Origin of the sequence: Agromyces sp. NPDC058104 (genome assembly GCF_042884835.1) — a bacterium.
Taxonomy (GTDB): domain Bacteria; phylum Actinomycetota; class Actinomycetes; order Actinomycetales; family Microbacteriaceae; genus Agromyces.
In genome coordinates this window covers 1414974-1439620 of sequence record NZ_JBHVTD010000001.1, presented here as the reverse complement: position 1 = coordinate 1439620, position 24647 = coordinate 1414974, and the positions used below count along the sequence as shown (strand labels likewise).

Here is a 24647-nt window from a genome sequence, read left to right as displayed (position 1 = left end):
CCGACAGGCTAGCGAACGGTGCGGAGCGTCGCGCCGTGCGCCGTTCGACGCCGCTGCGATACTGGTGCCGAGCATCCGCTCGTCGTCTCCACGGATCATCGGAAGCCGGGCTGCCAATGGAGGAATGGTCGGTCGCATCGCCCGAGGGCGATGACGCGAAGGTCGATGCGAGTGATTTCGCCGCTCGTGCAGAGCTCGGGCGGGCCGCGAGGCGGCGTGTACCGCGAGACTCGCCGGCGCACTGGTCGCCGGCGCCCGACCGGCCCGATCCGGTCGGCCTGCTCGAGGAGCAGGCGGCGACCAGGGTGCCCGAGCTCGTGCCGATCCGGCACGCCCGCATGCTGACCTCCGCGTTCGCGTTCTTCCGCGGCGCCGCGCTCATCATGGCCGCCGATCTCGCATCCATGCCCGTCTCGGGGCTCATCGTGCAGCTCTGCGGCGACGCGCACCTCTCGAACTTCGGGGTCTTCGGCACCCCCGAGCGTCGGCTCGTGTTCGACATCAACGACTTCGACGAGACGCTGCCCGGCCCGTGGGAGTGGGACGTGGCCCGTCTCGCGGCGAGCTGCGAGGTCGCCGGGCGGCATCGCGGGTTCGGGGCGAAGGAGCGGCGGAGCATCGCGCTCGCGGCGGCCCGCGGCTATCGCGAGCAGATGACGCACGCGGCCGAGTCTCGGGTGCTCGACGCCTGGTACGACCGCCTCGACGCCGAGCAGTTCCTCGCGCTCGTGCAGGCCGAGCACCGTGCCGATCACGTCGACTCGAAGCAGGTGAAGCGTGCCGAGGCGGGGCTCGCGAAGGCGCGCACCCGCGACAGCATCCGGGCGGCGAGCAAGCTGGTGGGAGTCGTCGACGGCGAGCTGCGGATCATGGCCGACCCGCCGCTCATCGTGCCGCTCGAGGACCTCAGGCCCGAGGGCCGCTCAGCCGAGGACGACGAGCGGGAGCTCCGCCGGCTCCTGCGCGACTACCAGGCCACACTGCCGCTCGCGCGGCACCCCCTGGCCGAGTACCGCTACGCGCACATGGCGCGGAAGGTCGTCGGCGTCGGCAGCGTCGGCATGCGGGCGTGGATCCTGCTGCTGCGCGGGCGCGACGACGACGACCGGCTGCTCCTCCAGGCCAAGCAGGCGGAGGCCTCCGTGCTCGAGCGGTTCCTGCCGCAGAGCGAGTTCGCGCATCACGGTGAGCGCGTCGTGCGCGGACAGCGGCTGATGCAGGCGGCGAGCGACCTGTGCCTCGGGTGGCAGCGGGTGACCGGTCATGACGGTGTCGAGCGCGACTACACCGTGCGGCAGCTGCACGACTGGAAGGGCTCGACCGACCTCGAGGCGATGCCTCCCGACGCGGTGCGGCTCTACGCGCGCATCTGCGGCGCGACGCTCGCCCGGGCGCACGCCCGCTCGGGCGACCGGGTGGCGATCGCCGCCTACCTCGGGTCGAGCGACCGCTTCGACCGGGCGATCGCCGAGTTCGCCGCGGTGTACGCCGAGCAGAACGAGCGCGACCACCGCGCGCTGCTCGATGCGGTCGCATCCGGGCGCCTCGAGGCGGCCCCCACCGTCTGAGCGCCGGCCGGTCGCCGACGGGTCCGCGTCGGCCTGCCGCGACGAGGGGTTTGGGCGTACCCTCTCCCCAGAGGCATCCGTAACCCCCTGGGGAGGGAGCATCATGTGCCGCTGGCTGGCGTACTCGGGTGAGCCGATCCAACTCTCGAAGCTCATCCTCGACACGCAGAACTCGCTCGTCGCCCAGTCGCTGAACTCGCCGCTCGGCGCCGAGACCGTCAACGGCGACGGCTTCGGCGTCGGCTGGTACCCGACCGATGGCGCTCCCGGGACGTCGCCCACGTTCTTCCACAGCATCGAGCCGGCGTGGCACGACGAGAACCTGCGCGAGATCACGCACGCGATCGAGAGCCCGCTCTTCTTCGCGCACGTGCGCGCGGCGGCGGGGCCGCCGATCCAGCAGACGAACTGCCACCCCTTCCGGCACGACAACTGGCTGTTCATGCACAACGGGGCCCTCGCCGGCCTCTCGCGTGTGCGGCGCGACCTCGCGCTCGCCGTGGCGCCCGAGTTCTACCCGCTCATCCGGGGCACGACCGACTCCGAGCTGCTGTTCTATCTCGCCCTCACGCTGGGGCTGCGCGACGACCCGGTCGCCGCGATGACCGCCGCGGTCCGCAAGGTCGAGGAGATCGGCCATTCGCACGGCGTCGAGTTCCCGATGCAGGGCACCGTCGCGGTCTCCGACGGCTCGGTCGTGTGGGCGTTCCGGTACTCCTCGCAGGGGCGCACCCGCACCCTGTTCCACTCGATCGCGATGGCGACCCTCCAGGAGATGTATCCCGAGGAGGAGCGGCTGCGGGGGTTCGGCGCCCGCGCGCGCGTCATCGTGTCCGAGCCGCTCAGCAACCTGCCCGGCGCCTTCGTCGAGGTGCCCGAGGCGACGGTCGCGATCCTCGAGGACGGGCAGTACCGGCACGAGCCGTTCCTCGCGAACGCCGAGTGATCGGCCGATCCGTCCCCAGGAGCGCGTGCGGCCGTCGGCCGGAGCGATGTCAATCCCCTTGAGCACCCGTTGCGACGATGCGAGCGTGGCCGGTGATCGAAGGAGATGACATGGTCAAGCAGACCCTGGAACGTCCCGAACAGCTGCTGCACTTCCAGCTGCGCACGGCGCTGACGATGGAGAACGACTCCCTCGCGGCGCTCGGCGAGCTGGCCTCCGCGGTGAAGACCGCCGAGATCAAGAAGCTGTTCCGCCACCACGCCGACGAGACGAAGGAGCAGATCGCGAACCTGCAGCAGGTGTTCCGCCTGCTCGAGCTGCGCGAGTCGACCGCGCCCTCGCCGAGCACGAAGGGCATCAGCCGCCAGGCCGCCTCGCTGCTCGAGCGGAGCGCCCCACAGCTGCGAGACCAGGCCGCCCTCGCGAGCGCCCTGGGCAACGAGCACTACGAGATCTCGGCGTACGAGTCGCTGATCGTGCCCGTCTCGGCGATGGGCGCCTCCGAAGCGCTCGCGCTGCTCCAGGCCAACCTCGACCAGGAGACGCACACGAGCGAGGAGATCCGCACGAAGCTGCAGACGATCGCAGGGTGAGCGCTGGGGCGCACCGGCTCGCGCCCGGCGGATTCCCAGCCGGCCGCCTCGCGCGGTGCAGTACGCTCGGGGGGTATTCGTCCGCGGCGTCGCCGCGGTGACCCGCGAGCGTCCCGGCCAGGAGGTGCGATGTCGTCGAGCGCGGCCCGTGCCGCCGGCCGTTCACGCATCGACGCGGTGCGGCGCGCACTGCTCGCACTGCTCGCACTGCTCGGCGTGGCCGCCGTGCTCGTCGGGCTGCTCGCGATGCACACGGCGGGGGCGGGCGCCGAGCACACCGCCACCGTCGCCGTCTCGCACGGCGCGCAGGCGCACGCAGCGACCGAGCCGGGCGGCGGCGATCACGCCGCGTCGCCTGCCGCCGTCTCCGCCGCGGAGCACCACGTGCTCGCGGGCTTCGGCACGACGGCGCTCGTCGCGTCCGTCATCGGCTCGGCCGGTGACGCCGTCGCCTGCGACGAGGCGTGCATGAGCGCGTTGAGCGATTGCGCGCTCATGGTGATGAGCTGCGCGATGCTGCTCGTGCTCGTCGCCTTCGTGCTGCTCGCGGGCGGACCGGCCGTGTTCCGTCGGCTGCACGATCGCGGTACGGCGCTGCTCGCGGGGCTCCTCCGGGCCATCCCCTCGCACCTGCACCGACCCGATCTCACCGTTCTCTCCATCAGTCGCACCTGAGTCGAACCCGGCGCCCGTCGAACGGGCGTGGCTTCGCCATGCCCGTCGGCAGTCACCCGATCGACCCCGACGAATGGAAGAACACTGATGCGAACTGCACGAAAGCTCCTGATCACGGCCGCAGCGGCGGCCACCGCGCTCGCGCTCGCCGGCTGCGCCGACACCTCGATGGAGGGCATGGACCACGGCGACGGCTCGGCCTCCACCCCCGCGACCGATTCGAGCGCCGCCTCGGCGGCGGGCGCGAACGGCGCCGACGTCGCCTTCGCGACGATGATGATCCCGCACCACGAGCAGGCCGTCGAGATGAGCGAGCTGCTGCTCGCCGAGCCCGAGCTGAGCGACCCGGTGCGGGCGCTCGCCGAGGGCGTCATGGCGGCGCAGCTGCCCGAGATCGACCGGCTGCGCGACTGGCTCGCCGAATGGGGCCAGGAGGAGGTCGACATGGGCGGCATGGACCACGGCGACGGCATGATGTCGGAGGACGACCTCGCCGCGCTCGAGGCCGCCGCCGGCGCCGAGGCCGAGCGGCTCTACCTCGAGCAGATGATCGTGCACCACGAGGGCGCGGTCGAGATGGCCGAGGCCGAGATCGCCGACGGCGAGCACCCCGACGCGGTCGCGATGGCCGAACGCATCGTCGCCACCCAGTCCGACGAGATCGCACTGATGCAGGAGCTGCTCGGCGCGTCTCCGCGTGGATAGCGGCTCGCCGCAGCCGCAGCCGCTGTCGCGTCGCGCCGCCCGGGAATCCGTGGCGGCGCGACGCCGACGCACGGCACGAGACTCGAAGCCGCCGCGTCGCCCGACGCCCGACGCCCGACTACCGACCCCTGCAACCGATCCGGAGGAACACCCCATGACCGAGAACACCCCGAAGCCCGCGGCGAAGGCCGGCACCGAGGCATCCCGACGCCGGAGGATCGTCTGGGTGAACGTCGCCCTCATCGCGGCCTTCATCGCGATCGTCGCGCTCGCGTTCGCACTGCTCCGGCCGCAGACGGCGCCGCCGGCGTCGGGCGGCGCGGGCCCGTCGTCCTCGGATGCCGTCGCCCCCACCGTGCGCGCCGACAGCCACGTGCTCGGCGACCCCGGAACGAGCGGGGTCACCGTCGTCGAGTTCCTCGACTTCGAGTGCGAGGCGTGCGGGGCCTTCTTCCCGCTCGTGGAGCAGCTGCGCGAGGAGTACGCCGGCGAGGTGACGTTCGTCACGCGCTACTTCCCGCTCGACGGCCACCTGAACTCGCGCAACGCCGCGGTCGCCGCCGAGGCCGCCGCCCAGCAGGGCGCCTTCGAGCCGATGTACGCGAAGCTCTTCGAGACGCAGGCCGAATGGGGCGAGCAGCGCGAGTCGCGGGCTCCGCTCTTCCGCGAGTTCGCGGGCGAGCTCGGGCTCGACCTGGCGGCGTACGACGCGGCCGTCGCGGATCCCGCCACGCTCGCCCGCGTCGAGTCCGACCGCATCGACGGCGTCGCGCTCGGCGTGCAGTCGACGCCGACCTTCTTCGTGAACGACGAGATGCTGCGGCTCGAGGCCTACGACGACCTGCAGGCGGGGATCGAGGCGGCGCTCGAGACCGCGGGGGAGTAGCGGGCCGGTGCCTGGCCGCCGAGCGCCCAGGACCAGCGTTCAGTCGCCCGCGAGGGGCGACGGGCGGGGATCGAGCACCGCCGAGACGATCGCCTCGATCGCGAACTCGGTCGCTTCGGCGAGCCCGACCTCGTCGGGGGCGTGCAGCCACTGCACCTGCAGGCCGTCCATGACCGCGATGATCGCGGCCGCGGCGTTCGACACGGCGCGCGTGTCGCTGACGCCGCGCTCGGCGCAGACGACGCCGAAGGCCTCGACGACCTGCCCGCGGAGGACGCGGTAGCGCTCGGAGAAGTACGCCTGGGCGGGATGGGCATCGGTCACCGACTCGCCCGACAGCACGACGAACGCCTGGACGATGCCGGCTCGCTGCGCGTTGGCGAACGCCGTGCGCACGAGGTGGCGGAAGAGCTCGATCCCGCCCGGGATGTGCTGCTCCTCGAGGTCGGCGACGTCGCTCTGGTCGCGATACGTGAGGACCTCCATCAGCAGTTGGTCCTTCGAGCCGAAGTGGTGCAGGATTCCGGCGTGTGTCATTCCGACGTGTTCGGCGATCTCGACCAGCGTGCCGTTCGTGTAGCCCTTGCTGCCGAAGACCTCGGTCGCCGCCTGCAGGATCTCGCGGCGCTTCGCGAGCGTCTCGGGGCGCGAGCGAGGCCGCTTCACGGTGTCCGACATCCTGCCCCCTCTCGATGACCTTCCGACCGGTAAGTCTATGCCGATGATCGTCGACGGAAGCGGCGGCACGTCACCGCCATGACCTGGCGCTTGCAATTTGCTGACTTGTCAGTAAGGTAAATCGCGAGCACCACACCACGCTGCGACAGCGACGTCCGCACCGCCCCATCTCAGGGCGCAGAGCGGCACGCGCCCCGCAGTGACGATCACATCCGATCCGGCCGAGCCGGACGACGAACCCTGAGGAGACAGCAGTGAGGCTGAAGCCCGCATTGGTGGCCGCGAGTATCGCGGCCGCGCTCGTGCTCACCGGTTGCACGAGCGGAAACTCGAACGAAGGCGGTGCCGAAGCGGGCGCCGCCCTCACCATCGCCAAGCCCGACGGCCCGATCACGACCGAGGGCAACAACCCCTGGATCAGCGACTCGTCGGCGATGCGCCTCGGCTACGCCAACGCGATCTTCGAGCCCCTCGGCATCGTGAACCTCGTCGACCCGAGCGCCGACGTCGTGCCGTGGCTCGCGTCGGAGATCGCCTGGTCCGACGACTACACCTCGGTGCAGCTGACCGCCCGCGACGGCGTGAAGTGGAACGACGGCGAGGACTTCACCGCCGACGACATCGCCTTCACGTTCGAGCTGATCAAGGGCAACCCCGCTCTCGACACGAAGGCCCTCGGCATCTCAGAGGTCTCGGTCGACGGCAACGTGGCGACGGTCACGTTCGCGGCGCCGATGTTCGTCAAGCAGGACAAGGTCCTGCACACGCTCATCCTCCCCGAGCACGTCTGGTCCGAGGTCGACGACCCGACCACGTTCGTCAACGAGGACCCGGTCGGCACCGGCCCGTACGTGCTGAGCAACTTCGACAGCCAGGCCGTCACGCTCACGGTGCGCGACGACTACTGGGGCGGCGAGGTCGCCGTGCCGACGCTCTACTACGTGTCGTACGCCGAGAACACGGCCCTCACGACGGCGCTCGCCAACGGCGACGCGGACTGGGCGCAGGCCTTCATCCCGAACGTGCGGTCGGCGTACCTCGACAAGGACCCCGAGCACAACGTCTACTGGGCGGCGGCCGGCCTCGGCACCGACTCGATGTTCGTCAACACCACGACGAAGCCCTTCGACGACGTCGCGTTCCGCCAGGCCGTCAACCTCGTCGTCGACCGCCAGAAGCACCAGGAGATCGCCCGCGAGGGCGGCGTGCCCGAGCTGACGAGCGTCACCGGCCTGCCGACCCCCGCCGGCGACGCGTACATCGCCGACGAGTTCCAGGGCGAGGAGGTCGAGGTCGACGTCGACGCCGCCAAGGAGGTGCTCTCGGACGCCGGGTACACCTGGGACGGCGAGACCCTCGTCGACCCCGACGGCGAGCCGGTGACCTTCACCCTCACCGTCCCGCAGGGCTGGAACGACTACGTGACCGGCATCAGCCTCATCGCCGACTCCGTCAAGGCGCTCGGCGTCGAGGCGGCCGTCGACACGCCCGACGCCGACACCTGGTGGGCGGCGAAGAGCGAGGGCGACTTCCAGGCGATCCTGCACTGGACCGACTCGGGCGCCACGCCGTACGACCTGTACAGCGACCAGATGGACGGCCGCTTCCTGAAGCCGATCGGCGAGGCCGCCGACTTCAACTTCGGCCGCTTCGACAGCCCCGAGGCGACGGCCGCGCTCGCCGAGTACGCGAACGCGACCGACGACGAGACCCGCACCGCCGCGCTCGAGTCGGTGCAGAGGATCTTCGTCGAGCAGGTGCCGACGATCCCCGTCGGCACGCGCCCCTTCATCGGCCAGTACAACACCCGCAACTACGTGGGATGGCCCGGCGAGGACGACCCGTACGCCCCCGCCGACCCGACGCAGCCGACCGCGGTCTACATCCTGACGAAGCTGCAGCCGGCCGACTGATCCACCCCAGCGGGAGCCGGGCCGGCGACGGCCCGGCTCCCGCACCACGTGAGAGACACGACACATGAGCGACGACGCCCTCCTCACCATCACCGACTTCAGCGTCACCTACGAGAGCGACCCGCCCGTCGAGGCGGTGCGCGAGGTCAGCCTCGAACTCCGACGGGGCGAGATCCTCGGCCTGGCCGGCGAGTCGGGCTGCGGCAAGACCACCCTCGCCTACGGGGTGCAGCGACTGCTGAAGCCGCCCGCCGTCATCACCGGGGGCGAGGTCGTCTTCCACGACGCATCCGGCGAGGACGTCTCGATCGGCGCACTCACCGTCGACGAGATGCGCCGCTTCCGCTGGAACAAGGCGTCGATGGTCTTCCAGGGCGCGATGAACGCGCTCAACCCCGTGCTGCCGATCGGCCGCCAGCTCGCCGACGTGTTCACGACGCACCGCCCCGGCATGAGCCGCGCCGAACGCACCCGCGAGTGCGGCGAGCTGCTCGAGATCGTCGGGGTCGGCCGCGACCGGCTGAAGTCGTTCGCCCACGAGCTCTCGGGCGGCATGCGCCAGCGCGTGATGATCGCGATGGCGCTCGCGCTCCGGCCCCAGCTCATGATCATGGACGAGCCCACGACGGCCCTCGACGTGCTCGTGCAACGAGACATCCTGCGCAAGATCTCGGAGCTGCGGCACGCGTTCGGCTTCTCGGTCGTCTTCATCACGCACGACCTGCCGCTCCTCCTCGAGATCTCCGACCGCATCGCGGTCATGCGCGAGGGCCGCATCGTCGAGCTCGACACCGCCGAGCGCCTCTACCGCGACCCGCAGCACGAGTACACGCGCACCCTCCTGAGCTCGTTCCCGAGCCTCACCGGCGACCGAGGCGACTTCGTGCGCGCCGCGTCGAACGCGCCCCTCACCACGTCCACCGTCGCCCAGGAGCTCTCGGCATGACCGTCCTCGAATTCCGCAACGTTACGAAGCGCTACCGCGTGCGCGGAGCCGGCAGGATGCTCGCCCTCGACGACGTCGACTTCACGCTGCGCAGCGGCCAGACCCTCGCCCTCGTCGGCCAGTCGGGCAGCGGCAAGTCGACCATCGCGAAGATCATCACCCAGCTCGAACGCCAGAGCGACGGGCAGGTGCTGCTCGACGAGCAGCCCATCCCGCGATCGGGCCGCGCGCTGCGCCGGTATCGCGCGCAGGTGCGGATGGTCTTCCAGGACCCGTTCGCCTCGCTGAATCCGTACCACACGATCCGCCACCACCTCGAGCGGCCGCTGCGGCTCGACAAGGTGGTGCCGCGCGACGAGGTCGACGCCGAGGTGCACCGCCTCCTCGAGCGGGTTCGACTCGACGCCGGCCGCGTCATCGACCGCCGGCCGCACGAGCTCTCGGGAGGCCAGCGCCAGCGCGTCGCGATCGCCCGGGCGCTCGCCTCGCGACCGAGCCTCCTCGTCGCCGACGAGCCCGTGTCGATGCTCGACGTCTCGATCCGGCTCGGCGTGCTGAACCTCCTCGCCGAGCTCCAGCGCGAGTCGCAGCTCGGCGTGCTCTACATCACGCACGACCTCGCGACGGCCCGCCACTTCAGCGACGAGATCATGGTGCTCCACCACGGCCGGGTGGTCGAGCGGGGCCCCGCCGACGACGTCATCCTGCGCCCGACGCAGGAGTACACCCGCGCGCTGCGCGATGCATCCCCCGACCCCGACCGCCACTTCGCGGCCCCGAGCGCCGAAGGAGCCCGCGCGTGAGGTTCATCGTCCGACGCGTCCTCTTCTACCTCGTCACCCTCTGGGCGGCGATCACGATCAACTTCTTCCTGCCGCGCATGATGAAGGGCGATCCCGTCTCCGCGTTCCTCGCGAAGAACCAGGGCAAGATCAGCCCCGAGGCGGCCTCGGCCCTGCGCACGCTGTTCGGCCTCGACAAGGAGACCCCCCTCTGGCAGCAGTACCTCGACTACTGGCGCCTGCTGCTGAGCGGCGACCTCGGCCGCTCGTTCTCGCACGGGCTCTCGCCCGTCACCGACGTCATCGCGGTCGCGCTGCCGTGGACGATCGGGCTCGTCGGCCTCGCGACGATCATCTCGTTCCTGCTCGGCACCGCGACGGGCGCGTTCATCGGCTGGCGGCGCGGCAGCAAGGCCGACGCCCTGCTGCCGATCGCCACCTTCTTCTCGACGGTGCCCTACTTCTGGATGGGCCTCATCGCGATCGCGATCTTCTCGACGACGCTCGGGTGGTTCCCCGCCTCGCACGCCTACGACAAGGGCGTGACCCCCGGGTTCAACGCCGAGTTCATCGGCAGCGTGATCTACCACGGCACCCTGCCGGCGCTCACGATCGTCGTCGCCTCGCTCGGCGGCTGGATCCTCGGCATGCGCAACATGATGATCACGGTGCTCGACGAGGACTACATCACGGTCGCGCAGGCGAAGGGCCTGCCCGAGCGGGAGGTCGTCACCGGCTACGCCGCCCGCAACGCGATGCTGCCGCAGCTGTCGAGCTTCGCGCTCTCGCTCGGCTTCATCGTCGGCGGCACGCTCGTGATGGAGCTCGTCTTCTCGTACCCGGGCGTCGGCAAGCTGCTGCTCGACGCGACCAACGCCAAGGACTACCCGCTGATGCAGGGCCTGTTCCTGGTCATCACGCTCGCGGTGCTCGCGGCGAACATCCTCGCCGACATCGCCTACGCGATCCTCGACCCGCGCGCCCGCCAGCTGGAGGCCTGACATGACGATCCCCACGACGACCGCGCTGCGCGAGTCCGCCCCCGAGGGCTCGCGCCCCGGCCGCAACATGTGGAAGCGCATGGGCGCCTCGTTCTCGATGTTCCGCAACGGCAAGTCGCTCACCGGCCTCGCCATCCTCGGCTTCTTCACCGTGCTCGCCGTGTTCGGCGACCTCATCGCCCCGTACGGCCCGCTCGAGAAGGACTACACGGCCCTCAAGCAGCCGCCCTCGCCCGCCCACTGGCTGGGCACGACGCACATGGGCGAGGACGTGCTGAGCCAGATCATCTACGGCACCCGCGGCGTGCTCGTCGTCGGGTTCCTCGCGGGCGTCATCGCGACCCTGATCGCGATCATCGTCGGCGTGACCTCGGGCATGCTCGGGGGCTGGCGCAGCGAGTCGCTGTCGATGCTCACGAACGTGTTCCTCGTCATCCCCGGCCTGCCGCTCATGATCATCATCGCCTCGCAGTACGAGAACCCGAGCCTGCTGCTCATCTCGGCGGTGCTCGCGATCACCGGCTGGGCGTGGGGAGGCCGGGTGCTCAGGGCGCAGACGATGTCGCTGCGCAGTCGCGACTTCGTGCAGGCGGCCCGTGCCAACGGCGAGCCGCTCTGGCGGGTCATCGCGGTCGAGATGCTGCCGAACCTCATGGCGATCATCGCCTCGAGCTTCGTCGGCACGGTGACCGCCGCGGTGCTCGGGCTCACGACGCTCGCGTTCATCGGCGTCATCCCGATCACGAACCTCAACTGGGGCACGATCCTGTTCTGGGCGCAGCAGAACGGCGCCTTCCCCGACTACTGGTGGTGGTACGTGCCCGCGGGCCTCTGCATCGCCCTGCTCGGCACCGCCCTCGCGCTCGTCAACTTCGGCATCGACGAGTACGTCAACCCGCGCCTGCGCTCGGCGGGCGAGCGCGCCCGCGCGCTGCGCAAGCAGGGGCTGAGCGCCACGAGCGCGGTCACCGCGGTGCGTGCACCGGCGGCGACGAGGGATGCCTCGGAGGCGACCATCTCATGACCAGCACCGACGCACCATCGAGGAGCACCGACCCCGTGACCGCCCTGCCCCTGCTCGACCCGGCTCCCGCCTTCCGCGACCCGGCGCTGCCGATCGCCGAGCGCGTCGCCGACCTCGTCGCCCGCATGACCGTCGAGGAGAAGGTCGGGCAGATGCTGCAGCTCGACGCCCGCGACGACCTCGACGACCTCGTGCTCGGCAAGCACGTCGGCTCGATCCTGCATGCCTCTCCCGAGCGGCTCGACCGCGCGCACGAGCTCACCGCGCAGACGCGCCTCGGCATCCCGCTGCTCGTCGGCGAGGACTGCATCCACGGGCACTCCTTCTGGGAGGGCGCCACGATCTTCCCGACGCAGCTGGGCATGGCCGGCACCTGGAACGCCGAGCTCGTCGAGCGCGCCGCCAGGGCGACGGCCGTCGAGGTCGCGGCGACGGGCATCCACTGGACCTTCTCGCCGGTGCTCTGCATCAGCCGCGACCTGCGCTGGGGCCGCGTCGACGAGACCTTCGGCGAGGACCCGCACCTCATCGGCGAGCTCGCCTCGGCGATGGTGCGCGGCTACCAGGGCGACGGGCTCGACGACCGCCGCGCCATCCTCGCGACGGCGAAGCACTTCGCCGGGTACTCCGAGACGCAGGGCGGCCGCGACGCGAGCGAGGCCGACCTGTCGCCGCGCAAGCTGCGGTCGTGGTTCCTGCCGCCGTTCGAGCGCGTCGCCCGCGAGGGCTGCCGCACCTTCATGCTCGGCTACCAGACCACCGACGGCGTGCCGATCACGCTCAACGAATGGCTGCTCACCGACGTGCTGCGCGGCGAGTGGGGCTACACGGGCACCCTCATCACCGACTGGGACAACGTCGGCCGGATGGTCTGGGAGCAGCAGATCCAGCCCGACTACGCCCACGCCTCGGCGGCGACGGTCAAGGCGGGCAACGACATGATCATGACCACCCCCGGGTTCTACCGCGGCGCGCTCGACGCGATCGAGCAGGGCCTCCTCGCCGAGTCCGAGCTCGACGCGGCCGTCGCCCGCATCCTCACGCTCAAGTTCGAGCTCGGCCTCTTCGAGGACCCGCGCCACCCCGACCGCGAGCGCATCGCGACCGAGATCGCGACGCCCGACCACCGCGCCCTCAACCTCGAGCTCACCCGCCGCTCGCTCGTGCTGCTCGAGAACGACGGCCTGCTTCCGCTCGACGGCGGCTTCGAGGCGGATGCCACGGGGCGCGCTCGTGCCGGATCGGCACCCATGGTCGGGGAGTCGGGTGCCGCGCGCAGAATCGCGGTCGTCGGGCCGCTCGCCGACGACGCGCAGACGCAGCTCGGCGACTGGGCGGGCAGCTCGGGCCAGGCCGGATGGCTCGACGGCCAGCCGCGCGACATGATCACGACCGTGCTCGACGGGTTCCGGCGCTTCGCGCCCCGCGACTGGACGATCACGCACGCCCGCGGCGCCGATGTGCTGACCCTCGAGCAGGATCCGGCGGGGGCGACGTTCCCCGACGGCCAGCCCCGTCCGCAGATCGTGGTGCCGTCGGCCCCCGACGAGGCGATGATCGCCGAGGCGGTCGAGCAGGCGCGCGCGGCCGACGTGGTCGTGGCGGTCGTCGGCGACGTGATCGAGCTCGTCGGCGAAGGCCGCTCGACCGCGACGCTCGAGCTCATCGGCGGCCAGGTCGCCCTGCTCGACGCGCTCGCCGAGACGGGCACCCCGTTCGTCGTCGTGCTGCTCGCCTCGAAGCCGCTCGTGCTGCCGCCGTCGGCGCACCGGGCGTCGGCGATCATCTGGGCGGCGTCGCCGGGTATGGAGGGCGGGCGCGCGATCGCCGAGCTCGCACTCGGCCTCGTCGAGCCGAGCGGCCGCCTGCCGATCTCCTTCGCCCGTCACGTCGGCCAGCAGCCCACCTACTACAACCAGGTCCGCGGGCAGCACGGCACCCGCTACGCCGACCTGACGCAGTCGCCTGCGTGGGCGTTCGGCGAGGGGCGTTCGTACACCGAGGTCGAGTACTCGGACCTGGTGCTCGAGTCGGCCGAACTCGGGGCGGGCGACGTGGTGCGCGCAACGATCACGCTGCGCAACACGGGTGCGCGGCCGAGCCGTGAGACCGTGCAGGCGTACGTGAGCGACACCGTCACCTCGGTGAGCTGGGCCGAGAAGGAGCTGAAGACGTTCCGGCAGGTCGACCTCGAGCCCGGCGCCACGGCGACCGTGGCGATCGAGCTCCCGGTCGCGGAGTGCTCGATCGTGAACGCCCGTGGCGAGCGCCTGGTCGAGCCCGGCGACTTCGAGCTGCTCGTCGGCCCGTCGTCGCGGGCGGAGCGGTTGCTGCGGGCGGGATTCACCGTCGTCGAGTGAGCGACGATCTTTCCCCGAACGGGTGCATTCGCCCGTTCGGGGCGTAGCCTCAGGCGTATGGGCACGCTGTACTACGGCGACTCGCAGACGCCGATCGGCATTGAGGATCGAGCGCTCGCGCACCTGAAGGTCGCACTCATCACGAAGCTCCGTCGCGGCGAGAGCTTCACCCTCTCGTGGAAGCATCCCGACGACGAGCCCCGCGGGCGCTCGACGATCTGGCTCCACCCCGCGATCCCGCTCCGCTTCGTGTTCGACGAGCCCGAGCGCCCCGAACTGAGCAGCAAGTGGATCAACGACCTGATGCGCTCCGCGAACTCGACGGGCGGGGTGCAGCTCATCCCCGAGCAGCTCGACACCTCGCCGATCGAGACGCTGCCCGACCAGCCGGTGCGCGTCGGCGCCGACGTGCAGGAGGTCGACCCGCCCTCGAAGTGACCCGGGGCGGGCTGGCCGGGTCGCAGCGGTCTGTGGGGGACCGCGGACCCCGGTCAGCCCGCCGGTCGGGATGCCCAGGTCGATGTCGGTGGAAGGCCGCCGGGCGGCGTCGATGCCGAGACAGGCTGGCCGTGACCTCGCCCTGGGAGGTTCCGCAACCGAGGGGGCTGCGGCCGGGTCTCGACCAGCCTGCCGTCGGGACTACCCCCGCCGCCCGACAGGGACAAGCAAACCCCAGCGGCGCGCGTTCGGGCACCCCCTTGACAACGGTCAGGCGACGGCGCCGAGGTGAGGAGACGCACTTCCTCGGCGCGCGGACGTAGCGGGCCTGCCGATCAGTCGAGGCCCTTGACGATGGAGAAGGCGGGCGGTCCGTCATTGGGATTCTGCCCCGAGAGGCGAACCAATGGCGCCGTGCGCGGCTCGCTGTGCCCGTTCTCGGAACTCTCGGCGAAGAGCTCGTACGGGCGCGAGTGGGCGTTGGTGTCCGCCCACTCGATCGCTTCGTGCACGGAGGGGCAGTCGGTCAGATACCAGGCCTCCAGGTTCCAGCCGAGTCCTGCCGGCTGCACCCAGAAGTTCACCCGGTACACGGGTTGGGTGATCTCCTCGGAGTTCTCGCTGTGGTTGGTGGGGTGGGCTTCCATGAGGCAAATACTCGTCGCGCTCGTCCCCGGACGCGAGGGGGTTGCGAAGGTTCGATCCTGTTCGCGAAATCGCGATCGCTCCGTTCGCTGCGCCACCGGATTCGCGGAACTCCCGGAAGGACGAGACTCGTCCCCGTTTCCCAGCATGTCCCAGTACGTTGCCACCCGGCTTCCAGTCGCTCGGGCGCGATCTCGCGTGCCCCTGACGCGACCCCCGAACCGTCCCCGGGTGGCCAGTCTCGTCCGTACCACCGTGAAGACGAGTGAATCGGGCCGGTCAGCGTGGGAATCCGTCTGGGAGCACCTCGGTCGCGAATGACATCACGTGCTGAAGCGCGCCGCGAGGGTACGTCGCCGCCGCGATCCCCTCAACCCCCCTGCCGCAGGGCTCCCTACCGACCTAGCGTTGACGACTTGTTCGGTGTCGCGTCGAAACCCGAAACCCGATGCGACCCCGACGACCAGCTTCACGCCCAACCGCGACCGGATCGACGATCCGACCGCTTACCCGGGAGGCGAGGAACCCCGTGACGAACATCGTCGAAGAACCGATCACCCCGTTGGATCGAGCCAGTGGCGCGTCCGGCATCGACGACCTGGTGGACTGGCTCGAGCAGTTCGCTTCGGCGATCGACTGGGGCGCCATCGGCGACTTCTTCGACTCGCTCGCGCCGTACTTCCCCGTCGCCATCGCGGGAACCATCGTGTGGGCGCTCTGGCTCTACCGATTCGTGCTCTCGCGTCGGGCCCGCCCGATTCTGAGCGACCACCGCGCGAGCACCTCGGTCGTCGTGCCCTCCTTCCACGAGGACCCCGACATCCTGATGGAGTGCCTCCAGTCCTGGCGGTCGCAACAGCCCGACGAGATCATCATCGTGCTCGACGTCGACGACCTCGAGGCGTACGACCGCATCGTGGCGCTCGGCGACCCGCGGGTGAGGCCGATCCTCTTCCACCACGTCGGCAAGCGTTCGGCGCTCGGCGCGGGAATCCGCCTGGCCAGGCACGAGCTGCTCGTGCTCACCGACTCCGACACCCGATGGACCGAGGGCCTGCTCCGCAACGTCCAGATGCCCTTCGTCGATCCCGAGGTCGGCGGCGTCGGCACGCACCAGAACGTCTACCGTCGCGGCAGCAGCGTCTGGCGCAGGATCGCCGATTGGCTGGTCGACCTGCGCTACTACGACTACGTGCCGGCGATGGGGCGGGCCGGGGCCGTTCCCTGCCTGTCGGGCCGCACCGCCGTCTACCGCCGGATCGCGGTCGTGCCGGTGCTGGAGTCGCTCGAGAACGAGTTCTTCCTCGGTCGGCGCTGCATCGCCGGCGACGACGGCCGCCTCACCTGGCTCGTCATCGCGTCGGGGTGGAAGACGGTGCATCAATCGAGCGCTCGCGCGCTGTCGATGTTCCCCGACACCATGCGGGCCTTCGTCCGCCAGCGCGTCCGGTGGAGCAGGAACTCGTACCGCTGCTACCTCACCGCGGTCGCCAAGGGGTGGTTGTGGCGAGTGCCGTTCGTGACGCAGGTGACCGTGCTGCAGATCATCCTGACGCCCGTGACCATGGGCATGACGCTCTTCTACCTCCTGTTCGCCAGGCTCGAACCGACCCCGTTGGGCGTCGCGGCCGCAGCATCGTGGCTGCTGGTCGGGCGAGGCATCCGCGGCTTCTCCCACCTGAAGCGGAACCCGAAGGATCTCGTGATCCTTCCGCTCCTGGCGGTCACCGTGATCTTCATCGCGTTGCCCATCAAGCTGCTGGCGTTCGTCACGATGAACAAGCAGGGCTGGCTCACCCGGCGCGCCGGGCAGTTCGGGGGCGACGGGCAGGCCGCTGACTCGATCGAGCCGCTTGCGAAGCCCGACCGCCTGGAGCCCGTGGGCGAGGGGGTCGGACGATGAGCGTGCTCCGCGAGTTCCTGGCGACCATCGCCCTCGGCCTGCTCGTCGTCGCCGTGGCGATCGCCGCGGGCATCGCGTTCAACGACCCCGGCGGGCGCGACCCGGTCGGGGGATACGGGGTGGCATCCGACGATCCGATCCAGGGGCGCGCATACCCGGGCGACCCCGAGCGCGAGCCGTCGCTGGTCGCAGCGGAACGCGGCCGGCTCGACCTCGTCCGGCGCGCCGCGGCGACGGCGCCCTCGAGGATGACTTGGCTCGACGGGCCCTACCGGGTGCCGACGACGCCGGTCCCGACGCTCGTGCTGCCGCCGCGTGACGTCCCGTACACGTTGCCCGAGCTCGCCATGCTCTCCCCGTCGAGCGTCACCGCCGAAGAGGGATCCGTCCGCGTGGAGGAGCACATCGTGGCGCTCGCCGGCGCCGACCTCGACCTGGGCGCCGACGGCCGGGCCGTCTCGATGCTCAGCGCGCCCGACCGGTTCGTCTCGATCATCACGCTCGGCGGCGCGCTCACCGCCGCAGGAGCCGCCGACGCCCCGGTCGCCGTCACGAGTCTCGATCCGGCGACGGGAGCACCGGACACGACGACCTCGGACGGGCGCGCCTACCTCCGTGTCGTCGGGGGGACCGTCGAGCTGCACGGTGCGTCATTCCGGGATCTCGGATTCTGGAGCGGTGAGACCGGCGGACTCGCGCTCACCGGAACCGACTCCTTCCCGGCCGGTGATCCGGCCACCGCAGGCGGCGAGCCGTCGGCGACACCGCTGCTCTCCGCCGAAGACCTCGCAGCGCTGACCGACGGGGCGGCGCCTCCCGGCGCGGTGAGCGGCAGCCTCGCCGACGTCGGCCTCACCGGGAACGCGTTCGGGCTCTTCGTCTCCAGGGCGACGAAGCTCGCGATCACCGGGCTGCGCGTCCAGGGCAGCCTCGTGGACGGCATCGTCCTCAACCGCTCCGTCACCGAGACGACGGTCGAGTCGACCGAGTCGACCGGCAACGCGGTCGACGGACTCGTGATCGAGCGCTCCTGTTCGGGGATCGCGCTGGAGCGGGTCACGGCCTCGACGAACGGGCGGAACGGCATGTCCATCGATGCACGTGCCCTGGCTCCGGGCCCGAGCGCATCGGGCGCTCCCGCGGTCGAATCCGGTGAGATCCGCCTGCAGACCAGCACTGTCGCGAACAACGCCGGTTACGGCATCAGGGTCGACGGCGGCGACGGCATCGCGCTCCTCGACTCGGAGCTCAGCGGGAACGTGGTCGGGATCGCCGTCGATCACGGCTCCTCGCGAGTCGACATCGGCGCGAATCGGTTCTCCGGGCAATCCAGGCAGGCGATCGCCGTCCGCGGAGGGGTCGAGGGCCGCATCCATGACAACCGCATCGACTCGGTCGACACCGGTATCCGCGTGGAGGACGCCTCGGCCGTGATCGAGGACAACGAGTTCTCCGGCATCACGAATCACGCGGTCGCCTTGGCCGGGAAGGCGACCGGTGTCCGGGTGACCGGCAACACGGTCGCCGGGGACGGCAGCGCACCGTTCCACGACGCGGCGACCGGTGGGTACTTCGCTCGCAACGACGTCGACCGGTGGGAGCAACGAGTCACGCCGAACTCCGTCGTCCGTGCCATCGCGCAACCGCTGACGATCGTCTGGGTCGCGCTCGGCGCGCTCCTCCTGCTGACGATCGTCGCCGGGTTCCGTCAGTATCGCGGCCGCGCGGACCGCGAGGCCGAACGCCGGCCGCTCACGCAGATCACGGCCGGAATCGTCTCGGTCGAGGACCTGAGGGGAAGGGCCCGATGAACCGCACGCGAACGGCTCGCACTCCTGCGAGGAAGGCACCCGTGTGCGGCCGGCTCGCGCTGGTCGCGACGGCTGCCGTCGTCGTCGCGGTGATCATCGCTGCCGCGATCGCGCTCGGATGGGCGGTCGTCGGTCGGGACGCAGCGGGCGAGGCCGGAAACCCTGTGAACGGTTCGGCGACGCCCGGGGGCAGCGACGCGGCGTGCGCCGATGCGACCGTCAACGTCAGCGACGAAGACGAGCTTCGCCGCGCGCTCGCCGAAGCACGCCCCGGCGAGGTCATCGCGCTCGCGCCGGGCCGCTACGAAGGCCGCTTCCGCATGACCGCCGACGGGGAGCCGAACGCCCCCATCACCCTGTGCGGCACCTCGGACAGCATCCTCGACGGCGCGTCGACCGACGACGGGTACGTCGTCCACCTCGACGGCGCCGCCCATTGGGTCCTCGACGGCTTCAGCGTGCAGAACGGCCAGAAGGGCGTGATGGCGGATGCCACCACCGACTCGGTCATCCGCGGCCTCGAGGTCTCCGGCATCGGCGACGAGGCCATCCACCTGCGCGCCGGAAGCAGCGACAACCAGGTGCTGGACAACACGATCAGCGATACCGGCCTGCGGAAGCCAAAGTTCGGGGAGGGGATCTACATCGGCAGCGCCGAGTCGAACTGGTGCGAGATCAGCCGATGCGAGCCCGATTCCAGCGATCGGAACCTGATCGAGGGCAACGACATCTCCGCCACCACCGCGGAGAGCGTCGACATCAAGGAGGGCACCTCCGACGGCATCCTCCGAGACAACGATCTCGACGGCGCGGCGATCGCCGAAGCCGACTCCCCGGTCGACGTGAAGGGCAACGGCTGGCTCATCGAGGGCAACACCGTCGAACAGTCGCCGGGCGATGGATTCCAGAGCCAGGAGATCGTCGACGGATGGGGAACCGAGAACGTCTTCCGCGGGAATGCCGCGAATCTCGCGGGCTCCGGACTGGGCTTCTCGTTGCAGCCCGAGCGCGCCAACGTCCTCACCTGCGACAACACGGTGTCGGGCCCCGGCGCCGAACTCAGCAACGTCGATTGCCGGAAGGAATGACCCTCACGCAGATCGAGGAGCACGACCGGCACACCCACCCGAGGAGGCACGCATGTTCACCACCCGAAGTCCCGAGACCGAGCTCGACCCCATCGCCGAGCATCCGAGGATCACCGTGCTCGGCGTCGGATACCTCGGCGCCACCCACGCCGTCTGCATGGCCGCATTGGGGTTCGAGGTGCTCGGCGTCGACGTCGACCAGCAGAAGATCCAGGAGCTGTCATCCGGTCGTGTGCCCTTCTTCGAACCCGGCCTGCAGGAGAAGCTCAGCGAAGTGCTCCGCACGGGCCGGCTGGCCTTCACGACCGACCTCGACGCGGCGGTACGCTTCGGCGACGTCCACTTCATCTGCGTCGGAACACCCCAGTCGATCGACTCCGACGCCGCCGACCTGACCTTCGTCGAGCGCGCGTTCGAGGCACTCGCCTCCCGCGCCCGCCGCAAGGCACTCCTCGTCGGCAAGTCCACCGTGCCGATCGGGACCGCCGAACGCCTCACCGCGATGGTCAACACCCGATCGCCGATCGGAGAGGCCCTCGAGCTCGCCTGGAACCCCGAGTTCCTCCGCGAGGGCTTCGCGGTCGACGACACCCTGCATCCCGACCGCCTGGTCTTCGGCGTCGCGTCGGGCTGGGCCGAGCGCCAGCTCAGGGCGGTCTACGCCCCGATGCTGCGACGCGGGACCCCGCTCGTCGTGGCCGACCTCGCCACGGCCGAACTCGTCAAGGTCGCGGCCAACTCGTTCCTGGCCACGAAGATCTCGTACATCAATGCGATGGCGGAGGTCTGCGAGGCGACCGGTGCCGACGTCGACCGGCTCGCCGAGGCGCTCTCGCACGACGAGCGCATCGGAGGCAAGTTCCTGAAGCCGGGCCTCGGGTTCGGCGGGGGGTGCCTCCCGAAGGACCTCCGGGCGTTCGCACATCGTGCCGAAGAGCTCGGCGTCGGCCGAGCGGTCGCCTTCCTGCACGAGATCGACGACATCAACACGCGCCGCAGGTTCCGATTCGTCGACCTCGTCCGAGACCTCGCCGGCGGTGACCTGCACGGGGCCCGGGTCGCCGCGCTCGGCGCCGCATTCAAGCCGAACTCCGACGACGTCCGCGACGCCCCGGCGCTCGACGTCGCCCGCATGCTCGCGCTCGAGGGGGCGGATGTCGTCGTCTACGACCCGGAAGCCAACGAGAACGCCCATCGCACCTATCCCGACCTCGACTACGCCGGATCGCTGGCGGAAGCCGTGACGAAGGCCGACGTCGTCGCCCTCCTCACCGAATGGGACGAGTTCGGTCGGGCCGACCCGAACGAGCTCGGCGCGCTCGTCAACGCACGCCGTATCGTCGACGGGCGCCACGCCCTCGACGCCGACGCGTACCGGGAGGCGGGCTGGATCTTCCGTGCACTCGGGCAGCCCACCGAGCCGGTCGGCATGATCACGCGTGAAGCCCAAGCTGTGAACTGAGGCGCCGGTCGGTCGGTCCTCGAGGCTCTGGCTCGAGCCGGCCGATTCGGCCTACAATCTCGCGCATGGGCACGCTCTACTACGGCGATTCGCAGACGCCGATCGGCATCGAGGACCGCACGCTGTCGCACCTGAAGGTCGCGCTCGTCACGAAGCTGCGCCGCGGCGAGAGCTTCACGCTCTCGTGGCAGCATCCCGAGGACCAGCCTCGCGGTCGCTCGACGATCTGGCTCCACCCCTCGATCCCCGTCCGCTTCGTGTTCGACGAGCCCGAGCGGCCCGAGCTGAACTCCCAGTGGGTCAACGAGCTGATGCAGTCGGCCAACTCGACGGGTGGGGTGCAGCTCACGCCCGAGCACCTCGACACGTCGCCGATCGCGACGCTGCCCGATCAGCCCGTCACCGTCGGCGCCGACGTGCAGGAGGTCGCGGCACCGGCGCAGTAGCCGGGGACGTGGGGTCTCGACCCGCAAGAACATCGACCTGAGCCGGTCGAGCTGCGGTGAAGCCTGATCGGAGCCGATGACGGGAATCGAACCCGCGCTGTCTGCTTGGGAAGCAGAAGTTCTACCATTGAACTACATCGGCATGCGGCATCCGAAGGGTGCAGCGGTGACCATCGTAGCAAGGGTCTCGATGCGCTTCGCTACTCGATGACCCCGATCGTCGGCGCTCGGTAGGCTGGGCGGGTGCTTCTCTCGGATCGTGACATCAGGGCCGAACTCGACCTCCAGCGCATCAGGCTCGAGCCGTCCGATGCCTCGATGCTGCAGCCGTCGAGCGTCGACGTGCGGCTCGACCGCTACTTCCGGCTGTTCGACAACCACAAGTACCCCTTCATCGATCCGGCCGAAGACCAGCCCGAGCTGACTCACCTCATCGAGGTGAAGCCCGACGAGGCGTTCATCCTGCACCCGGGCGAGTTCGTGCTCGCCTCGACCTTCGAGGCCGTCACCCTGCCCGACGACGTCGCCGCGCGGCTCGAGGGCAAGAGCTCGCTCGGTCGCCTCGGCCTGCTCACGCACTCGACGGCCGGCTTCATCGACCCGGGGTTCACCGGGCACGTCACGCTCGAGCTCAGCAACGTGGCGACCCTGCCGATCAAGCTGTGGCCGGGCATGAAGATCGGGCAGATGTGCTTCTTCCGCCTGTCGTCGCCCGCTGAGAAGCCCTACGGCTCGGCCGACTACTCGAGCCGATACCAGGGCCAGCGGGGGCCGACGGCGTCGCGCTCGTTCCACAACTTCCACCGCAGCGACGTGAGCGTCACCGACGCCGGCGCGAAGGGCGAGTAGCGCCGCTCACGCGCTCTCCCGGGCCTCGGCGCGCCGGATCATTCCGCACTTCGGTGCGATGCGCAAGGGCGTTGCCCTTCAGCGCTCCTCGGGGTTCGATGGGGTCATCGAGCCGAGGAGGCTGATCACCCGTGGACACCAGCACCATCATCTGGATCATCGTCGGAATCGTCGTCGTCATCGCGATCGTCGTCATCGTCGTGCTGGCCACCAACCGGCGGCGCCAGCAGGCACAGGCCGAAGCGGCCCGCCGCAAGGCGGCCGAGCTGCGGCAGAGCGCCGCGGAGACCGACGCGGCCGCGCGCCGGCGCGATGCCGACGCCGCGCTCGCGGCGGCCGATGCGAAGCAGGCCGAGGCCGCTGCGGCCGAGGCCCGGCTCGAGTCCGAGCGCCTGGCGCGGGAGAGCGCCGAGCGGCAGTCCGCCGCCCAGGAGCTCCGCGCCGAGGCCGACGAGCGCCTGAGGAAGGCCGATCACGTCGACCCCGACGTCGACGCCGACCGCGACGGGAACCGCGACCGGGTCACCGCGGCGACGGCGAGCGGCGAGCGCGTGCACGACGGTCGGCTGGGCGACGGTCGGGTGACCGACGACCGCGTGGCCGGAGACCGCGTGGGCGACGACCAGGTGACCGACACCCGCCTCGCAGATGAGCGCGTGGGCGACGATCGCGTGACCGATGAGCGCGTCGGCGACGAGCCTGTGACCGACCCGCGGCTCCAGGAGCGTCCGCGCGGCAACGGGCCGGGCGAGGGTCGGGTGCGCTGACGCAGATCGCCGAGCGCGCGTGCCCAGACCTGCGACGGTGACAGGCCCGACCGAGTGCCGGGCCCCGTCGCTCGTCCCGGGGGCACGAGGGCACCGGGGCACGGGGGCGCGAGGGCCGCAGGCTCCGCCGTTCGGCGGCGTTGCGGGTGCCGGAACGCCTCAGGCCGGGGTGTCGGCGCGTGCCTGGTGCCCGAGTCCGCTCTCGTCGACCCCGGCGAGCCCGCCCGACACGAACGCGTCGATCGCGTCGAGCGTCGGGTCGGCGCCCAGCACCCGTACGTGACCCGAGCCGCGGGTCACGACGAGCCGGCTGCGCTCGCCGTGGGCGGCATGCAGGCGGTGCGACTCGCTCGCGAGCACTTCGCGGTCTGCCGCGTCGTGCACGAGCAGCAGGGGCACGTCGCCGGGCAGCGGTCGCGCGGCCGCGTCGAAGCGCTCCCAGACGGATTCCTCGGCCGCCTGAGGGAAGACTCCGCGTACGAAGTCCCGCCGCAGGGCGCCCTTCGCCGCCTCCGACAGCTCGAGCCGCTCGGCGAAGGCGTCGATGAGGTACTTCGCCCGCGAGACGCCGGCGATCGCGACGACGCCGCCGGTCGCCGTGCCCTCGTGGACGGCCGTGAGTGCGGCGAGGGCGCCGAAGGAGTGCCCGATGATCGTATGGAAGCGCCCGTGCTGCGCCTGCAGCAGCTCGATCGCGGCGAGCCAGTCGCGGATGTCGGTGCGCCGCCCGCCCGAGTCGCCGTTCGCGGGCGCGTCGAAGGCGACGAGCCGGTAGCCCTCCGCGCGAAGTTCGCGCACGACGGGGGCGAACTGCGAGGCGCGGCCGCGCCAGCCGTGTGCGAGCAGCACGACGTCGGCGCCGGTGCCCCATTCGGAGACCGCCACGCGCCGCCCGCGCACCGTGATGGTCGAACGACGGGCGCTCTCGTGAACGGCACGGTCGTGCTCGCGGACGGCGAGGGCTGGCCCGGCCTGGCGGAAGAGGGGCAGCGCGAGACGGGCGGCGAGCCTCGGCGAGACGCGGTCGGCGGTGCGCGCCGCAGCGACGGCGGCGATGACGGCGGGGTGCATGGTGTCCTCCGGGCGGGGTCGTCGTGGCATCCGAATCAATAAATACGAACGATCGTACGCCAACTATACGCACGATCGTGCGTAAAATCG

23 protein-coding genes and 1 tRNA gene are annotated in these 24647 nt (G+C 70.8%); 20 read left to right on the top strand and 4 right to left on the bottom strand.

From position 1 onward, the window contains the following. Positions 1–116: 116 nt before the first annotated feature. From ACFVTH_RS06830 to ACFVTH_RS06805, 6 genes are all read left to right on the top strand, one after another. Positions 117–1568, top strand: a complete 1452-nt coding sequence (locus tag ACFVTH_RS06830; RefSeq protein ID WP_387088168.1) for a DUF2252 domain-containing protein — start codon at positions 117–119, stop codon at positions 1566–1568. Positions 1569–1671: 103 nt separating this feature from the next. After that, positions 1672–2514, top strand: a complete 843-nt coding sequence (locus tag ACFVTH_RS06825; protein WP_387088165.1) for a class II glutamine amidotransferase — start codon at positions 1672–1674, stop codon at positions 2512–2514. Between the two features lie 110 nt (positions 2515–2624). Then, on the top strand, positions 2625–3107 hold the full coding sequence (locus tag ACFVTH_RS06820; RefSeq protein ID WP_387088162.1) for a ferritin-like domain-containing protein: 483 nt from the start codon (positions 2625–2627) through the stop codon (positions 3105–3107). Between the two features lie 129 nt (positions 3108–3236). Beyond that, positions 3237–3782: a hypothetical protein gene (locus ACFVTH_RS06815; RefSeq protein ID WP_387088159.1), complete on the top strand. Its 546-nt coding sequence runs from the start codon at positions 3237–3239 to the stop codon at positions 3780–3782. A gap of 87 nt (positions 3783–3869) precedes the next feature. After that, positions 3870–4487: a DUF305 domain-containing protein gene (locus tag ACFVTH_RS06810; RefSeq protein ID WP_387088156.1), complete on the top strand. Its 618-nt coding sequence runs from the start codon at positions 3870–3872 to the stop codon at positions 4485–4487. A gap of 154 nt (positions 4488–4641) precedes the next feature. Next, on the top strand, positions 4642–5373 hold the full coding sequence (locus ACFVTH_RS06805) for a DsbA family protein (RefSeq protein WP_387088153.1): 732 nt from the start codon (positions 4642–4644) through the stop codon (positions 5371–5373). Positions 5374–5412: 39 nt separating this feature from the next. On the opposite strand, the gene ACFVTH_RS06800 is transcribed toward ACFVTH_RS06805, so the two are convergent. Further along, complete coding sequence (locus tag ACFVTH_RS06800; RefSeq protein WP_387088151.1) at positions 5413–6051, bottom strand: TetR/AcrR family transcriptional regulator; 639 nt, start codon at positions 6049–6051, stop codon at positions 5413–5415. A gap of 254 nt (positions 6052–6305) precedes the next feature. Between ACFVTH_RS06800 and ACFVTH_RS06795 the strand changes: the two genes are divergently transcribed. The 7 genes from ACFVTH_RS06795 to ACFVTH_RS06765 all read left to right on the top strand — a co-directional run bounded on the left by ACFVTH_RS06795 (position 6306) and on the right by ACFVTH_RS06765 (position 14515). Next, the gene (locus ACFVTH_RS06795) at positions 6306–7964 is read left to right on the top strand and encodes an ABC transporter substrate-binding protein (protein ID WP_387088149.1); all 1659 of its coding nucleotides are present in this window, start codon (positions 6306–6308) and stop codon (positions 7962–7964) included. 64 nt (positions 7965–8028) lie between these two features. After that, a complete protein-coding gene (locus ACFVTH_RS06790) occupies positions 8029–8910 on the top strand; it encodes an ABC transporter ATP-binding protein (RefSeq protein ID WP_387088146.1) in 882 nt (293 codons plus the stop codon). Continuing rightward, entirely contained in the window at positions 8907–9713 is an 807-nt protein-coding gene (locus tag ACFVTH_RS06785) for an ABC transporter ATP-binding protein (protein ID WP_387088143.1), read from the top strand. Before ACFVTH_RS06790 ends, ACFVTH_RS06785 begins: the two co-directional genes overlap by 4 nt. Further along, complete coding sequence (locus tag ACFVTH_RS06780; RefSeq protein ID WP_387088139.1) at positions 9710–10693, top strand: ABC transporter permease; 984 nt, start codon at positions 9710–9712, stop codon at positions 10691–10693. Before ACFVTH_RS06785 ends, ACFVTH_RS06780 begins: the two co-directional genes overlap by 4 nt. 1 nt (position 10694) lies before the next feature. Then, positions 10695–11717: an ABC transporter permease gene (locus ACFVTH_RS06775; protein WP_387088136.1), complete on the top strand. Its 1023-nt coding sequence runs from the start codon at positions 10695–10697 to the stop codon at positions 11715–11717. Then, positions 11714–14077, top strand: coding sequence for a glycoside hydrolase family 3 N-terminal domain-containing protein (locus tag ACFVTH_RS06770; protein ID WP_387088134.1), 2364 nt, complete (start codon positions 11714–11716; stop codon positions 14075–14077). The genes ACFVTH_RS06775 and ACFVTH_RS06770 overlap by 4 nt, the downstream gene beginning before the upstream one ends. A 57-nt stretch (positions 14078–14134) precedes the next feature. Then, positions 14135–14515, top strand: a complete 381-nt coding sequence (locus ACFVTH_RS06765; RefSeq protein ID WP_387088131.1) for a hypothetical protein — start codon at positions 14135–14137, stop codon at positions 14513–14515. A 335-nt stretch (positions 14516–14850) separates the two neighbouring features. On the opposite strand, the gene ACFVTH_RS06760 is transcribed toward ACFVTH_RS06765, so the two are convergent. Beyond that, on the bottom strand, positions 14851–15162 hold the full coding sequence (locus ACFVTH_RS06760; protein ID WP_387088128.1) for a hypothetical protein: 312 nt from the start codon (positions 15160–15162) through the stop codon (positions 14851–14853). 527 nt (positions 15163–15689) lie between these two features. Between ACFVTH_RS06760 and ACFVTH_RS06755 the strand changes: the two genes are divergently transcribed. The 5 genes from ACFVTH_RS06755 to ACFVTH_RS06735 all read left to right on the top strand — a co-directional run bounded on the left by ACFVTH_RS06755 (position 15690) and on the right by ACFVTH_RS06735 (position 21870). Then, a complete protein-coding gene (locus ACFVTH_RS06755; protein WP_387088122.1) occupies positions 15690–17063 on the top strand; it encodes a glycosyltransferase in 1374 nt (457 codons plus the stop codon). Then, positions 17060–18874, top strand: a complete 1815-nt coding sequence (locus ACFVTH_RS06750; protein WP_387088119.1) for a right-handed parallel beta-helix repeat-containing protein — start codon at positions 17060–17062, stop codon at positions 18872–18874. The genes ACFVTH_RS06755 and ACFVTH_RS06750 overlap by 4 nt, the downstream gene beginning before the upstream one ends. Before the next feature lie 41 nt (positions 18875–18915). Continuing rightward, positions 18916–19962, top strand: a complete 1047-nt coding sequence (locus ACFVTH_RS06745) for a right-handed parallel beta-helix repeat-containing protein (RefSeq protein WP_387088116.1) — start codon at positions 18916–18918, stop codon at positions 19960–19962. 52 nt (positions 19963–20014) lie between these two features. Continuing rightward, entirely contained in the window at positions 20015–21424 is a 1410-nt protein-coding gene (locus ACFVTH_RS06740) for a UDP-glucose dehydrogenase family protein (RefSeq protein ID WP_387088113.1), read from the top strand. Positions 21425–21489: 65 nt separating this feature from the next. Further along, positions 21490–21870: a hypothetical protein gene (locus ACFVTH_RS06735; RefSeq protein WP_387088110.1), complete on the top strand. Its 381-nt coding sequence runs from the start codon at positions 21490–21492 to the stop codon at positions 21868–21870. Positions 21871–21941: 71 nt separating this feature from the next. Here ACFVTH_RS06735 and ACFVTH_RS06730 read toward each other — a convergent pair. Then, positions 21942–22012 (bottom strand) — tRNA-Gly (locus ACFVTH_RS06730). A gap of 101 nt (positions 22013–22113) precedes the next feature. On the opposite strand from ACFVTH_RS06730, the gene dcd reads away from it, so the two are divergent. Together dcd and ACFVTH_RS06720 are read left to right on the top strand one after the other, a co-directional pair. Continuing rightward, the gene (gene dcd, locus ACFVTH_RS06725) at positions 22114–22719 is read left to right on the top strand and encodes a dCTP deaminase (protein WP_386941340.1); all 606 of its coding nucleotides are present in this window, start codon (positions 22114–22116) and stop codon (positions 22717–22719) included. Positions 22720–22850: 131 nt separating this feature from the next. Further along, positions 22851–23486, top strand: a complete 636-nt coding sequence (locus tag ACFVTH_RS06720; protein ID WP_387088108.1) for a hypothetical protein — start codon at positions 22851–22853, stop codon at positions 23484–23486. Positions 23487–23645: 159 nt separating this feature from the next. Here the strand turns inward: ACFVTH_RS06720 and ACFVTH_RS06715 are convergent, their stop codons facing one another. Further along, the gene (locus tag ACFVTH_RS06715; RefSeq protein WP_387088105.1) at positions 23646–24587 is read right to left on the bottom strand and encodes an alpha/beta fold hydrolase; all 942 of its coding nucleotides are present in this window, start codon (positions 24585–24587) and stop codon (positions 23646–23648) included. Positions 24588–24647: the final 60 nt, after the last annotated feature.